We start from the raw sequence: 13,680 nt of genomic DNA on the forward strand, positions 1-13,680 counted from the left end.
CGGTCACTCCGTCCCGGCCGGGGGCGTGCTGAGCATCCGCAGGAACTGTTGCCGCAGTGGCCCCTCGACGTGCGGCCGGATCTCCGCGATGAAGTCCTGCACGTACGGCTGCGCGACATGCCGCTCGAGGTCAGCCCGGGACCGGAACACCTCGTAGATGACGAACAGCGCCGGATCGGCCCGGTCCCGGTACACATGGAACCCGACGGCGCCCGCCTCGGCCCGCAACGGCTCCACGAGCGCCAGGATCAGCTTCTCGACCGTGGCCTCGCTGCCGGGCCTGGCCCTGGCGAAACCCAGGTGCGTGTACGGCCCGGTCTCGTCCTCGTCGGGCTCGGGAAAAGCGATGCGTTCTTCACTCACGGCTACCTCCCTCGGCTGGGTAACAGTCTCGTTTCCCACCGGCGTCCATTCCGAGGCCGAGTCCCGCTCAGCGGTACACCGTTACGCCGACCGGTGGGCGCGGGAGCCGGTCAGGCCGGGTGCCACCTCCGGGCGGAGCACGAAGCGGTCGTCGTAGTCGCCGCCGTTCCGCGGGCGATACGGGATCGGCTCGGTCGCCGGGACAGCGCGGAGGCGCTCGCGCAGTTCCTTCGCCGCGCCGGCCGCGTCCTCGGGCGTGAAGCGGTCGGTGCCCCAGAGCAGCACCGGCGGCAGGACCTTGGCGCCGCCGTAGAAGAGCATGCCGTGCTGGAGCGGGAAGAGCAGTTCGTCGACGGCTCCGTGGATGCCGCGCTCGCCGTAGAAGCCGGCCGGGCCGCCCATGGTGACCACGGCCAGCGCCCGCTTGCCGGCGAGGAATCCGTCGCCGTAGCCGCTCCATTCGCCGTCCGGGCCGCGCAGGCCGTACGCGTACCCCTGGTGCCACACCCGGTCGAACCAGCCCTTGAGGATGGCCGGCATCCCGAACCACCACAGCGGGAACTGGACGACGAGGGTGTCCGCCCGGTCGATCTTCTCCTGCTCGGCGCGGATGTCGGCGGCGACGGTGCCGGCGTGGTGGGCGTGCTTCGCGGCGTCGGCGACCCGGAACCGCTCGGCCGGGTCGTGGGCGTACGCGGAGGCGTCGACGACGGGGTTCCAGCCCATGGCGTACAGGTCGGACACCTCGACGTGGTGTCCCTCGGCGCGCAGCGCCCGCCGGCCCTCCGCGGCGAGGAAGCCGTTCAGGGAGCGGGGTTCGGGGTGGGCCAGGATCCAGAGAACGTTCATGCCTCCGATCATGGAAGCCGGCGACCGCCCCGGCGACCGCCCCGGCGGACAACAAGTGTCAGGATCGGGCCACGCCGCCTACCCGCCCACCCGGAGCAGCTCGTTCAGCCCGCTGCGCCGCCGCAGCGCCGTCTCGGCCGCCACGACCGCGGCCACCGCGGCCAGCAGGACGACGGCGGCGACGCCCGCCTGCCACCACGGCACGGCCAGCGCCGGGTCGCCGTCCCACCCGACGAGCAGGCGCAGATCCAGCGAGTTCACGGTCAGGACGGCGAGGAGCACGCCGAGCGGTGGCCCGGCGACGGCCGCGACCGCCACCGGCGGCAGCAGTTCCCCGGCCGCCACCCAGCGCCCGTCGCGCAGCCGCAGCCCGAGGGTGCGCAGCCGGCCCAGCGTCTGCCACCGCTGCGGGGCGCTCGCCGCCGCGGCCAGCGCCAGGCTGAGCAGGCCCAGCGCGATCAGGACGGCGGCGGTGAGCCAGGCGAGCCGCAGCAGCCCGGCCGTCAGCGGGGCCGTGCGGCGCTCCCGCAGCACGTCCGTCCGCGAGACGGTGTCGACGGCCGCGATCCCGGAGACGGCCCGGGCGGCTCCCGGCCCGGTGACCCAGATGGTGTCGGGCACGACGGGTATGCCGGCGGCGGTGAGCGCCGCCGCGTCCACCACGATCGTGTCGCCGGTGTCGCCGATCGCCGGTGCCTCGCCGACCGCGGTGAGGGGCACGGCCGGCATGTCCTCGCGGGGCAGGGCCAGCCGCGTCCCGGGGCGCATGCTGCCGTCGGCCGAGCGCACCAGCACCGGCACGTCACCCGCGGCCCGGCCGGCGAGCCCGGCCAGGGCGGGCGTGTCCGGCAGCGGGGTGGTGGAGAGCAGCCTCCGGTACGCCCCGGAGTCGACGATCACGAACCGGGGCGTGAGCAGCCCGGTGCCGTTCGTCACCCGCGCTCCCTCGATGACCTGGGCCGTGACGGCCTGCCGTACGCCCGGCGCCGCGGCGATGCGCCGGGCGAGGGCCGGCACGTCGACGCCCGAGGAGGGGCCGGCGTCGACGCGGGCGTCCGCGCCGACCGTGCGCCACGCCGCGTCCGCCAGCCCGCGGTCGGCGGTGGTGCCGACGGTCAGCGCGAACGTCGCCAGCGCGGCGCAGACCACCAGGGCGAGCAGGGGCAGGATGCGGGCCCCGGTGGCGGCGGCCTGGGCGGTGCCGAAGACCCTCATCGGGTGGCGGGACCGCAGGGCCCGGCGCAGGGCGAGGCGCAGGGCCGGGGGGAGCAGGCGGACGAGGACGAGCGCGCCGACGAGGACGCCGAGCGCCGGCGCGCTCGCGCCGAGCACCGCGGTGTCGCCCTGGCTCTTCCACGCGTCGAGCGCCCCGGCCGGCTCCGAGACCGATTCCAGAATGCCCCGCTGGTGCAACGCCACCATCGCGCCGGCCGCGGCGACGACCACGGCGAACTCCAGCGCCGCGCGCCGCAGCAGGGCGGTGCGGTGCAGGTGGCGGCGGGCGCTCCGGTTGGCCGGTTGGCGCTTGTCGCGGGTGGCGCGGGCGGCGAGCGTGACACCGTACGCCGGACCCGCCGCGGCCGCCGCGACGACGACCGGGATCGCCCACCCCCAGGACACGCCGGGGGCCACCAGCCGGGCCAGGACGAGCCCGAGGGCGGCGGCCGTCAGCGCGACCGCCGCCGACTCGATCAGCAGTTCCACCGCCAGATCGGTGAGCCCGGCGCCGCGCTGCCGGGCGGCGGTGAGCGCGACGGCGCGGCGGCGGGCCAGCAGGGCGGCGGCGAGCATCAGCACCAGGACCGTGCCGGCGAGGACGCTGACGAGCAGGACGGACGCCTGGGCGGTGGCCGCGTTCACCCGCGTCTGCACGTCGCTGAGCACCTTGTCGAGCTGGGTCTGCCACTGGAGGGTCTCGTCCTGGTCGGTGGCCGCGGCGGAGATCGCCTTGAGGGTCACCAGCGTGGCGGCGATCCGGCGGGCCGAGTCCGCGTCGATCCGGTCGGCGTCGGGTTCGAAGTGGATGCCGCGGTCGAGGTCGCCGCTGTCCACGGCGAGCCGGGCGTCGGGCAGCGATTCGGGCGACAGCAGGCCGCCGAGCCGGGTGATGCCGACGCCGTCCGCGCTCGACGCCGGGTTCAGCAGACCGGGGGCCAGCCGCCAGGTCGGATCGCTGCTGTCCGTCGCCCGGAAGATGCCGCTGATCCGCACGTCACGGACGCGCCGGAACTTGTCCTTGAGCGGGATGCGGTCGCCGGGACCCAGCTTCAGGGCCGCCGCGTCCGCCTCGGAGAGGCCGACCTGCACCGGCCACGGCGGGGAGTTCGGCCGCAGCACGAAGTCCGGGTCGGAGGCCGGCGCGGAGGACCGGGGCGGGACACCCGCGATCCAGGTGACCCGGGTGGCGCTGTGCGGGCCCCTGTCGTCGGCGAGGTACATGAACCGGAACGTGCGCAGCAGGCTGCCGTCGGTGACGTCGAGCGAGGGCCCGGTGACCACGGCGACCGGTGGCCGCAGCGCGGCCCGCAGGCCGGGGTCCAGCGCGTCGCCGGCGCGTTCGCGGAGGTAGTCGACGTCGTCGGCGATCGTGGGCACGCGGCCCCGGCCACCCTCGACGTCGTCGTAGGACCAGTGCGACTGCGACACGATCTCGGCGTCCTGGCCGGCGCTGCGGACGGCGTCGCGGACGGCGTCGTCCGCGGTCGCCCGCAGCAGCGGCGGTGCCGCCCCGGCGAGCAGCGTGACGGCGGTGACCACGGCGGCGACCAGCAGGAGCGGGCCGGCGTCGGCCCGCGCCCGGCCGCGGACGCTGGGCCAGTGCACGGCCGGGCGCCTCACGACGTCACCCGCAGGTGCGCGGCGTCGGCCCGCCGGGTCTGCGCGACGACCACGGCGCCGACCGTGAGCACGCAGGCGGCGAGGAACAGGGCCGTCAGCGCGGTCTCGGCCGCCCACGGCCATTGGGGAACCACTCCGGGCACCGGTCGCGCCCCCGTCTCGGATCGGATCATGTGCGGCGTGACGAGCCGGGTGGCGAGCCAGCCGACGACCGCACCCGCGAGCACCACGGGCAGCAGTACGCCGGCGTGCTGGCCGAGCAGCGCCACCCGGACCTGGCGCCTGGTCACCCCGAGGCCGCGCAGCCGGGCCACCTCGACGGCGCGGAGCCGCAGGTCGGCGGTGACGTGCAGGACGATGCCGGCGAGCAGCAGCAGCGCCGCGGCCAGGACGAGCAGCCGGACCGCCGGCGCCACCCCGGCGCGCGGCGGGCTCTCGAGGAGCCGTCCGGTCTCCCCGGCGCGGGTGGTCACCGTGCCCAGGCGCAGGGCGGTGGTGCGGGCGGCGGCGTCGGCGTACGCGGGCTCCCCCACCCACCAGGCGTCCAGCGGGAACTCCAGGTCGCCGCGGACGGCCATGGCGCGGGTGAGCGCGTCCACATCGGCCAGCATCGCGGGCGCGGTCGGCGCGGCCGGTACGGCCGGCAGCACCTGGGCGACCGTGACCGGCACCGGCGTCACGCCCACCGGCACGCTGAGCTGGGCGCCCGGCCCGATGCCGAGGTCGTCCGCGAGGCGGGCGGACACGGCCACGGGGACCCGGCCCGGATCGCGGAAGGCGGTGGCGACCAGCGTACGGGCGGCCTCGTCCGGGCCGCTGAGCTTGACGTCCGCTGTCATCGCCAGCCGGGTTCCGGCCGGCGTGCCGGTGACCGTGACGGCCGGGCGGGAGAGCTGACCGGCGGCCGGGGGCGCGGAGGACGCGGTCCACGAGGCCCCGGGCCGGCCCGCGGGCACGGTGAGGGTGGCGGCGACGGCGATCTCGCCGCCTGACGGTCCGCCCCCGGCCGGCGCGACCGGCAGGGCCACGGCGATCAGGCTCAGGCCCGCGCCCGGCGTGCAGCCCCGCACCCGGTGGGTGGCGCCGTCGAGCGGGACGCTCCGGGCGATGCAGGAGGTGCGCATGCCCCAGCCGTCCTGGAGGAGCAGCCGCGGCGTGACCGCGATCGGCACGTCGCCGGTCGCCGTCCCCCGCAGCGTCAGGGCCGCGCCGGCGGGCACGCCGACGCCGGTGACCCGCTCGGCGGGGGCGAGGGCGGCGCCGACTCCCGCCCACGTGCGGCCGTCGTCGAGCCGGCCGCGCAGCAGCGGCCCGGCGCGGCGGGTGTCGGTGGCGATCAGCCGCGGCGGGTCGCCGACGCGGCCCACCCACTGCCCGATCGGCACGCCCCGGTCGGTGGCCGGGCTGACCTCGCCGCCGGTCGCCGCCGCGATCGCCGCGGTGTCGCCGGCCCTCGGGGTGCCGGAGGCGGCGACGGTGAGGTCGGTGCCGACCGCCAGGTCGGCCTGGTCGTGCTGGGCCCGCTGCCAGGTGGCGTCGAACGCGACCCCGAAGGTGCCGGCCGCGCAGGCGAGCGCGACGAGCAGGCCGGCGGCGACGGCGTGCGGCCGCCGGGCGGCCTCGAACGCGGCGAGCGGGAACGTCAGGCCCCGGGAGCGGCGGGCCACCCGGTCGAGGCCGCGCAGCGCCGGCGGCACGACCCGGAGCAGGACGGCGGCGCCGGCGGTCAGCACCAGCGCGGGGGCGGTCACCCGGACGGCGTCCGTACGGCCGGTGGCGCCGGCCGTCTGACCGTGCAGCTGCCACCACCCGGCCGCGGCGAAGGCCACCAGCAGCAGGTCGGCGCCGGAACGGGCGAGCACCTCGGCCCGGCGGCGGCCCCCGCCCGTGGCGCCCCGGCGCACCGCCAGGGCGGCGAGCACCGCGGCGAGCCCGAGGGCGCTGAGAGCCACCACGATCAGCTGCGGCGCGTTCACCGCGGGATCCACGGCCAGCCCGGCGCCGGACAGCGGCGGCAGGTGGGTGAGCCCGGCGTGCAGGGCGGCGGACGCCGGGGCCGCGAGCGCCGCGCCGAGCACGGCCAGCACGGCGGCCTCGCCGACCGCGATGGCGGCGAGCTGCCCGCGGCTGAGGCCCAGCGCGGCCAGCAGGGCGGTCTCCCCGGCCCGGACGCCGGCGGTGAGGCGGCCGGCGAGGACCAGGGCCGTCGCGCACAGGGCGCACCCCAGGACCGCGACCGCGAGCACGACCGCGGCGGCGACCTCCTGCTGGGCGCGGGCCGCGTCCAGGGTCACCGGCAGGCGCGCGTCGACGCGGTAGAACTTCACCCGGTCGCCCAGGGTCCCGCCCAGGCGCCGGTCGGCCCCGGCGAGGGTGGCCGACACGGCGTCCAGTTCGGAGCGGGTGGCCCGGGCGAGGCCGGGGTGGGCGGTGACCTCGAGCCGGTCGATGGCGGAGGTGCCGGCGAGCAGGACGTCCAGGTCGACGAGGAAGGGACCGTACGCGCGGACGGGTGCGGGCTGGCCGTTCTCGAAGGCGCCGTCGTACCCGGCGCCGTACAGGGGGTCGCGGTCCCAGCCGGTGGCCGGCAGCGGCCGGGCCACGCCGACGACGGTGACGGTGAGCGCCGGCGACGGGTCGAAGGCGCGTTCGGGGCCGAGCCGGACCGTGTCGCCGGGGGAGAGCCCGAGGACCTTCGCGGTGGATTCGAGCACGACCGCTTCCGGGACGGCCGCCGCCCGGGGCCAGCGCCCGGCGGCGAGGACGGCGTGGGCGGGCAGATCGCTGATGCCGGAGAGGTACGTCTCGGCCGTCGTCCCGCTCGCGCCCGACCGGGCCGGCAGTGACCGCATCCGCGACGACGCGCGGGTGGTCGTCGTGGCGGGCAACGGCGCCAGCGCGGAGACGAGATCGTCGCGGGTCTCGGCGGCCACCGAGGCGGCGGCCTTCGCGCCGATGTCCGCGGTGTACGCGGTGACCTTCACGTCGGCGGGGTCGGCCCGGGACGCGACGACCTCCAGCGCCTGCCCGCCCGTACGCGTGACCAGCAGCGCGCACGTCCCGGCCAGCGTGGCGCCGACCGTGACCAGCATGAGCAGCGTGCCGAGCAGCGCCCACTGGCTGCGTACCCGGCGGACGAGGACGCTCAGCACGCGCGGCCCCCGGCGCCGGTCACGATCCGGCCTGCTCGTCGACCCGGCCGTCGTGCATCCGCAGCACCCGGTCGGCCAGCGCCATCATGACCGGGTCGTGGGTGGACACCAGCACGGTGACCCGCTCCGACTCCACCACCCCGCGCAGCAGCGCCATCACGGCCAGGCCGGTCTCGGCGTCCAGCTGCCCGGTGGGCTCGTCGGCGATCAGCAGCTTCGGCGAGGCGGCGAGGGCGCGGGCGATCGCCACCCGCTGCTGCTGGCCGCCGGACAGCTCGTCCGGGCGCTGCTCGGCGTGTCCGGCCAGGCCGACCAGGTCGAGCAGCGTCGCGACGCGGCGTTCGCGCTCCGCGGCCGGCACCCGGGCGAGCCGCAGCGGGATGCCGACGTTCTCCGCCGCCGACAGCACCGGGATCAGGCCGAACGTCTGGAACACGTACGCGACCTTCTCCCGCCGCAGCCGGGACAGGCCGTCGTCGTCGAGCGAGGTGACCTCGGTGCCGTCGACCACGACCGTGCCGTCGTCGGGGGAGTCGAGCCCGCCGACCACGTTGAGCAGGGTGGTCTTGCCGGAACCCGAGCGGCCGACGAGGGCGACCATGGTGCCCGTGCCGACGTCGAACGACACGTCGCGCAGGGCGTGCACGGCGGCCGGGCCCTCGCCGAAGCGCCGGTGCACGCCGCGCACGCTCAGCATCGGGCCGCCGGTCACGCGTCGCTCCCGGCGTCCGGGCGGATCTCGACGCGGTCGGCCTCGAGCGTCAGGCGTACCCGGCGGGTCAGGGCGAGCGCCTCGCGGTAGTCGCGGGGCACCTGCACGCGCCCGGCCCGGTCCATCACGGCGTACTCCTCGGCGATGACGTGGGTGCCGCCGTCCGCGGCCTCGGCGGTGCGCCGCAGCACCTCGCTGCTGGTACGCCCGTCCCGGATCGCCACCGTCCGCTCGACCCGCCCGCTGACCTCGGGGTCGTGGGTGACGATGACGACGGTGACGCCGAACCGCCGGTTGACGTCGTGCAGGGCGTCGAACACCTCGGCCGACGTGGCGGTGTCGAGCTCGCCGGTGGGCTCGTCGGCGAGGAGCACCTGCGGCCGGTTGGCGAGCGCGACCGCGATGGCGACCCGCATCTGCTGCCCGCCGGACAACTGGCCCGGCCGCCGGTCGGCGCATCCGCCGACGCCGAGGGCCTCCAGCAACTCGGTGGCCCGGCGCCGGCGCGTGCGGGCCGGGGTGCGCGCGGCGGTCATCGGCAGGTCGACCATCTGGTGCGCGGTCAGGTACGGCACCAGGTTGCTGGACGTCTGCTGGCGTACGAACCCGACGGTGTGGCGCCGGTAGCGCACGCGGTCGGCCCGCGACATGCCGAGCAGGTCCCAGCGGCCGACCCGGGCACGGCCGGCGGTGGGCGCGTCGATACCGGCCAGAATGGACAGCAGGGTGGACTTGCCCGACCCGGACGCACCGACGACGGCGATCATCTCGCCGCGGCCGACGACCAGGTCCAGCCCCTGTAGGGCCTGCACCTCGACGGACCCGGTCTGGTAGATCCGCACCAGGTTCTCGCAGGCGATCATCGTCTCGGGGGCGTCGGCCGCCGTTGGCTCGTGCACGTGCCCTCCTCCGGCCCGCCCGTCGGGACCAAACTCGACCATCATGCTCGATGATCGCCACCCCCGTCCCGCAACCCCGGCGACGATGTTCGACCTTGACATTGTTCGTGTTGCCAACCATTCTTGAGTGGTTCGCAATGCAAACTGATTGTGGGGAAAGGGGCGGCCGTCATGACCGCATCGCAGAGCCCGCGGGACCACCTCAGGCTGCGCATCGCTGCGGCCCGGCGGCGTTCCGCGGCCGGGCGGCAACTCAAGCGCGACGCGCGCGTGCTGCGCCGGCAGGCGAAGACCGCGGCCCTCGTCGCCTGGTCGGCGCTGGCCGAGGCCGGGGTGCGCGGCCTCGGGCGCCTCATCGATCGGGGCGGGTCGCCGCGTTAGGCTGCTCGCCATGACGGGGTGCGACGTGCTGGTGCTCGGCGGTGTCGGCATCGACACCATCGTCCGGGTTCCGGAGCTCGCCGTCCCACCCGGCGACTGCCTCGGGGTGCCGCCCATCCGCGACTACGTGGCGCACTCCGGCAACGGGGTGGCCCTGGGGTTCCACGCGCTCGGCCTGCGTACCCGGTTCATCGATGTCATCGGCGACGACCCGCAGGGCCGGCAGATCCTGGACCGCTATGCGGGCGTGGGCCTGGATTTCCTCGCCCTGCCCGCGCCGGCCGGCACGCCGCGCAGCGTGAATCTCGTCGACGACGCGGGCCGCCGGTTCTCCTTCTTCGACCCGCGGCACCCGCCCGGCCTGCGCCTGCCGGAACGGTCCTATCTGCCGTCGCTGGAACAGGCCCGGCACCTGCACGTCGCCGGCAGCCGCGGCTATGACGCGTTCGCGCACGCGCACCGGCGGGGAATCACCACCTCCACCGACATCCACGCCTGGGACGGCACGGGCCACGAGGTGCCCGTACGCGAGGCGGATCTGCTCTTCCTCAGCGCACAGACCGCGCCGGAGCGGGTCTCGGACCTCATGCGCGCGGTGCTCGAGCGGGGACGGGCCCGGGTGGTCGTGGCCACCGAGGGTGCCGCCGGTTGCCGGGTGCTGACCCGGGCGGACGGCCGGGAACGACGCTTCCCGGCCGTGCCGCCGGAGCGGCCCGTCGTCGACAGCAACGGTGCCGGCGACGCGTTCAGCACGGCGTTCATGAGCCGCTGGTTCGCCGGGCGGCCGATCGCGGAGTGCGTGCTGGCGGGCGCCGTCTCCGGCGCGTTCGCCTGCGGCGCGGAGGGCACCCACGAGCAGCTGATCGGCGCCGACGAGCTGGAGCGGGCCATCGCGAGGGCCGTGGCGGGCGGCCTCCCCGAGGGCTACGGGGACTCCTGACCGGACAGGAACGCGGCGAACGTACGCGGGGAGCGCCCGGTCACGTCCTCCACCGTGCTCGTCGTCCGGTCCTCCGCGCCGCCCGCGATCGCCACGTCCAGGCCGGCCAGGAGGTCGGCGAAGGCCGCCGGGAGGCCGCCCGCCCGCAGGCGGCGCGACAACTCGCCGGCGCTGACCCGGCGGTGCCGCACCGGGTGCCCCAGGTGGTCGCCGAGCGCCGCGGCCACGTCGTCGAAGCTCAGCGGCTCCGGGCCGGTCAGCAGCAGCGGGCCGTTCTCCGCCCGCGTCGCGGTCAGCGCGTGACCCGCCACGGCGGCGATGTCGCCCGGATCGATGAAGGGCACCCGGCCGTCCCCGGTGGCGCTGACCAGCTCGCCGTCCGCGCGGGCCGTCCGGGCGTGCGGGTGGTCGCCGGTGAAGTTGCTGGCGAACCACGTCGGCCGCAGGACCGTCCACTCGGGCACGAAGGCGGGCAGGAGGGCGCCGAGCCGGCCCGGCCCGGGGCCGCCCACCGGCACGGCCGACGAGCTGAGCAGGACGATCCGCGCCACGCCCGCCTCGCGCGCCTCGGCCAGGAACGGCGCGACGACGGGTTCCGGGTCGGCCACGCCGGGCGGCGCGACCAGATAGACGGCCCGGATGCCGCGTACGGCCGGTGCGAACGTGCCGGGATCGGCCCAGTCGAAGCGCACGTCGGCGGCGGGGGAGCGCCCGGCCCGGCGGACCGGTACGCGGCGCGCTGCCAGGTGCCGGGCGACCCGGCTGCCCGTGGTGCCGGAGGCGCCGAGGATCAGGACGGTCACGCCGCCGCGCCCTGTCCGACCGGGACGTCGCCGAGCGCGAGCGGGTTCCAGTAGTCGCGGTAGTGCCGGATGAGCCCGCCGGTGACGGTCAGGACCGCGATGTAGCGCGCCGTGTAGGCGGTGCCGGTGGCGACGACCCGGCCGCCGGCCGCGAACTCGGCGACGATGACGGCCGGGTCGGTGGTCTCGTGCACGTCGAGGTCGAACACCCGCTGGACGTCGATCAGGTCCGGATAGTCGGCGAGGTAGGCGCGCACGGCCTCGCGACCGTCGAGGCGTTGCGGCCGGCCGGGCGGGGCGAAGGGGAACTCCATGACGGCGTCCTCGGCGTACAGATCGGTGAACGCGTTCATGTCCTTGGCGAGCAGGTGGTCGATGGCCTGGCGGAGCACGTCCTTCGGCTGCGGGGACACGCGGCCTCCTCGGATAGGATGTGGACTGGCGGTCCGTTTCACCGTAGCGGACTGACGGTCCGTTTTCCAAGGGGGTGGCGATGCGGTCCGACAAGGCGCGCAACCGAGAGGCTGTGCTCGCCGCGGCGGGACGCCTGTTCGACCGGGCGGGCGACCCGGACGAGGTGTCGATGGACGCGGTCGCCGCGGCAGCCGGCGTGGGCAAGGGCACCCTCTTCCGCGGCTTCGGCGACCGGCTCGGCCTCATCCGCGCGGTGTACGACGAGCGGGTGGCAGCCGAGCTCTCGGCCGCGGAGCCATCGGCCGCCGGCCCCGCCGATCAGGCCCTCGACCTGCTCGTCCGCACCTGGCGGTTCAAGCGGCGGCACCGCGTCCTCAGTCTGGCCCTGGAGCGGGCCGGGTACGGCAGCCCGTACCGCAACGAGAGCTACGCCGGGCTGCACGCGACCCTCGCCGGCCTGATCGCGCGCGCCCGCCCCGGCTCCCCGGCGGGGTTCCTCGCGCACTCCCTGCTCGCGGCGGTCCGCAGCGACCTGGTCGAGCACCTGAGCGACCAGCCGCCCATCGACGTCGAAGCGGGCCTGCGGGACCTCGTCGGCAGCGTCTTCGCCGAGGCCCGCGGCCGGCCCGCGGCCTGAGCCGCCGGGGCGCCCGCCGTCAGGCGCCCGGCAGGAACACGATTCGACTGCGGCTGTCCGCCGGGCGGGTCCACGTCCGCTCGACGTCGCGCAGCGGCACCGGGGAGGCGGGCACCGCGAACGTGCCGTCGGCGATCAGGGCGGCCACCGCGGGCACCTCGGCCGCCGTCTCGGCGCCGGTCAGCGACCCCTGCCCGCTGCCGATCAGCCGCAGTCGCGAGGATCGCAGCAGGCCGGCCGGCACCGCCGCCTCCGCGCCGGCCATCTCGCCCAGGTTGATCCAGGTGAGCGGGCCGGCGCCGGGGTCGCGCCCGGCGAGGAGGGCGGCCATCGTGGCGACGGCCGGCGGTCCCCAGAGGAAGTCGAGGACGACGTCCACGTCCCTTCCCGCGCGGGTGAGCCCCGCCGGATCGCCGAGCAGGGCGGTGCCGGTGGCGCCGGGGATCGCGGCCAGCCGGGCGGCGTCGCGCCCGACCGCGATCACCCGGCCCGCTCCCAGGTGGTGCGCCACGCGTACGGCCATCCGCCCGGTGCCGCCGGTGGCACCGACGACCATCACGGTGCTGCCCCTCGCGAAGGTGATCCGCCGGCGCAGCGCCAGCCAGGAGGCGATGGCGCAGTTCAGCGTGGCGGCCACCGCGACGGGATCGGCGGTCTCCGGCAGGGCGATGCCGCGGCGGGTGTCGATCACCGCGCGCTCGGCCATCGAGCCCGGCGCGCCGCCGAGGAAGTACCACAGGTCGCCGCCCGGGGCCCGTCCCACGCCGTCGATGCCGGGCACCAGCGGCAGGTGTTCCCGGGCGCTGGTGTAGTGCGAGCCGTCGGCCTGCATCCGGACGCGGGGGTGCAGGCCGGCCGCCAGGACGTCGACCACGAGGTCGTGCTCGCCGCCCGCCCGTGGCTCGGGGACGTCCCGGTAGTGCGGGGGTTCGTCGTACGAGGTGACGACCGCGGCCCTCATGCGAGCAGCTCCGCGAGGGCGGCCGCGGAGAGGGGGCGGCCCGGGGCGGCGAACATGCCCTCCGGGTCGAGGTACGCGTTGCCGCCGGGAGTGCCGGGCGCGAACCTGCGGCTCTCGCCGAGCGCACCGGCGTCGTACGCGTCGTAGCCCAGGGTGTCGAGGAGCGCCGCGACCCTCGCCTTGGCCGCGGCGTCGTCGCCGGCGATGGGCAGGGCGCACCGGCCGGGGGCGCCGGCCGGGCGGCCGAGGGTGGCCAGGTGCTTGAAGAAGATGTTGCTGAACGCCTGGACCACCGGCGACTCCGGCAGGTGGGCCTGGAGCACGCCCGCGGCGGTGGTCTCGCCCGCCTCGATCCCGGGGAAGGCGCCGTCCCGGCCGGGGTTGTGGTTGACGGTGCTGATGACGACCCTGCCGCGCAGGTCCGCGGCGGGGACCTGCCGGTACGCCTTCAGCGGGACGGACACGACGACGAGGTCGCCGTCCCGCGCGGCCTCCTCCGGCGTCGCCGCCCTGGCGCGATCGCCGAGCTGGGCCGCCAGCTCCCGCAGGCTTCCGGGGCCGCGGCTGTTGCTGAGAATCGTGTGGTGGCCGGCGTCGGCGGCGAGCCGGGCGAGGGTGCCGCCGATCTTCCCGCAGCCGATGATGCCGATGGTGGTCATGCTCGTGTGCTCCTCGGGGCCTAAAGTGAAGGAGGACCTGCGCCTTAGCGAAGGGGTGCCTTCACTTTAGCG

At 76.6% G+C, this 13,680-nt stretch carries 13 protein-coding genes; 3 read left to right on the forward strand and 10 right to left on the reverse strand.

The window, feature by feature from the left end; translation table 11 throughout:
* Window positions 1-3: 3 nt before the first annotated feature.
* From CLV70_RS04425 to CLV70_RS04450, 6 genes are all read right to left on the reverse strand, one after another.
* On the reverse strand, window positions 4-363 hold the full coding sequence (locus CLV70_RS04425) for a putative quinol monooxygenase (RefSeq protein WP_158277700.1): 360 nt from the start codon (window positions 361-363) through the stop codon (window positions 4-6).
* Between the two features lie 81 nt (window positions 364-444).
* On the reverse strand, window positions 445-1,212 hold the full coding sequence (locus tag CLV70_RS04430; RefSeq protein ID WP_106125077.1) for an NAD(P)H-dependent oxidoreductase: 768 nt from the start codon (window positions 1,210-1,212) through the stop codon (window positions 445-447).
* 78 nt (window positions 1,213-1,290) lie between these two features.
* Window positions 1,291-4,050, reverse strand: a complete 2,760-nt coding sequence (locus CLV70_RS04435; protein ID WP_158277701.1) for an FtsX-like permease family protein — start codon at window positions 4,048-4,050, stop codon at window positions 1,291-1,293.
* Window positions 4,047-7,202 carry an FtsX-like permease family protein gene (locus tag CLV70_RS39580; RefSeq protein WP_158277702.1) on the reverse strand — a complete coding sequence of 1,052 codons (3,156 nt, stop codon included), beginning with the start codon at window positions 7,200-7,202 and terminating at the stop codon, window positions 4,047-4,049. Before CLV70_RS39580 ends, CLV70_RS04435 begins: the two co-directional genes overlap by 4 nt.
* Before the next feature lie 19 nt (window positions 7,203-7,221).
* Window positions 7,222-7,899, reverse strand: a complete 678-nt coding sequence (locus CLV70_RS04445) for an ABC transporter ATP-binding protein (protein WP_106125577.1) — start codon at window positions 7,897-7,899, stop codon at window positions 7,222-7,224.
* A gap of 11 nt (window positions 7,900-7,910) precedes the next feature.
* Entirely contained in the window at window positions 7,911-8,777 is an 867-nt protein-coding gene (locus tag CLV70_RS04450) for an ABC transporter ATP-binding protein (RefSeq protein WP_106125578.1), read from the reverse strand.
* Between the two features lie 207 nt (window positions 8,778-8,984).
* Between CLV70_RS04450 and CLV70_RS04455 the strand changes: the two genes are divergently transcribed.
* A complete protein-coding gene (locus tag CLV70_RS04455; protein ID WP_106125079.1) occupies window positions 8,985-9,194 on the forward strand; it encodes a hypothetical protein in 210 nt (69 codons plus the stop codon).
* Window positions 9,195-9,204: 10 nt separating this feature from the next.
* The gene (locus CLV70_RS04460) at window positions 9,205-10,134 is read left to right on the forward strand and encodes a carbohydrate kinase family protein (protein WP_106125080.1); all 930 of its coding nucleotides are present in this window, start codon (window positions 9,205-9,207) and stop codon (window positions 10,132-10,134) included.
* Here the strand turns inward: CLV70_RS04460 and CLV70_RS04465 are convergent.
* Both CLV70_RS04465 and CLV70_RS04470 read right to left on the reverse strand, forming a co-directional pair.
* Complete coding sequence (locus tag CLV70_RS04465) at window positions 10,119-10,937, reverse strand: NAD(P)H-binding protein (protein ID WP_106125081.1); 819 nt, start codon at window positions 10,935-10,937, stop codon at window positions 10,119-10,121. The genes CLV70_RS04460 and CLV70_RS04465 overlap by 16 nt on opposite strands.
* Entirely contained in the window at window positions 10,934-11,350 is a 417-nt protein-coding gene (locus tag CLV70_RS04470; protein WP_106125082.1) for a nuclear transport factor 2 family protein, read from the reverse strand. Before CLV70_RS04470 ends, CLV70_RS04465 begins: the two co-directional genes overlap by 4 nt.
* Window positions 11,351-11,430: 80 nt before the next feature.
* Here CLV70_RS04470 and CLV70_RS04475 point away from each other — a divergent pair, with 80 nt between their 5' ends.
* Window positions 11,431-11,988 carry a TetR/AcrR family transcriptional regulator gene (locus CLV70_RS04475; protein WP_106125579.1) on the forward strand — a complete coding sequence of 186 codons (558 nt, stop codon included), beginning with the start codon at window positions 11,431-11,433 and terminating at the stop codon, window positions 11,986-11,988.
* Window positions 11,989-12,007: 19 nt separating this feature from the next.
* Here the strand turns inward: CLV70_RS04475 and CLV70_RS04480 are convergent, their stop codons facing one another.
* Entirely contained in the window at window positions 12,008-12,949 is a 942-nt protein-coding gene (locus CLV70_RS04480) for a quinone oxidoreductase family protein (RefSeq protein ID WP_106125083.1), read from the reverse strand.
* The gene (locus tag CLV70_RS04485; protein WP_106125084.1) at window positions 12,946-13,608 is read right to left on the reverse strand and encodes an NADPH-dependent F420 reductase; all 663 of its coding nucleotides are present in this window, start codon (window positions 13,606-13,608) and stop codon (window positions 12,946-12,948) included. The genes CLV70_RS04480 and CLV70_RS04485 overlap by 4 nt, the downstream gene beginning before the upstream one ends.
* Between the last annotated feature and the right edge of the window lie 72 nt (window positions 13,609-13,680).

Source organism: Pseudosporangium ferrugineum, assembly GCF_003002065.1.
GTDB lineage: Bacteria > Actinomycetota > Actinomycetes > Mycobacteriales > Micromonosporaceae > Actinoplanes > Actinoplanes ferrugineus_A.

Bases quoted from the DNA above. Each gene is read 5' to 3' on its own strand.
- CLV70_RS04430 (WP_106125077.1), bottom strand. From the start codon at position 1,212: ATGAACGTTCTCTGGATCCTGGCCCACCCCGAACCCCGCTCCCTGAAC.
- CLV70_RS04445 (WP_106125577.1), bottom strand. From the start codon at position 7,899: ATGCTGAGCGTGCGCGGCGTGCACCGGCGCTTCGGCGAGGGCCCGGCC.
- CLV70_RS04450 (WP_106125578.1), bottom strand. From the start codon at position 8,777: ATGATCGCCTGCGAGAACCTGGTGCGGATCTACCAGACCGGGTCCGTC.
- CLV70_RS04455 (WP_106125079.1), top strand. From the start codon at position 8,985: ATGACCGCATCGCAGAGCCCGCGGGACCACCTCAGGCTGCGCATCGCT.
- CLV70_RS04460 (WP_106125080.1), top strand. From the start codon at position 9,205: ATGACGGGGTGCGACGTGCTGGTGCTCGGCGGTGTCGGCATCGACACC.
- CLV70_RS04475 (WP_106125579.1), top strand. From the start codon at position 11,431: ATGCGGTCCGACAAGGCGCGCAACCGAGAGGCTGTGCTCGCCGCGGCG.
- CLV70_RS04480 (WP_106125083.1), bottom strand. From the start codon at position 12,949: ATGAGGGCCGCGGTCGTCACCTCGTACGACGAACCCCCGCACTACCGG.
- CLV70_RS04485 (WP_106125084.1), bottom strand. From the start codon at position 13,608: ATGACCACCATCGGCATCATCGGCTGCGGGAAGATCGGCGGCACCCTC.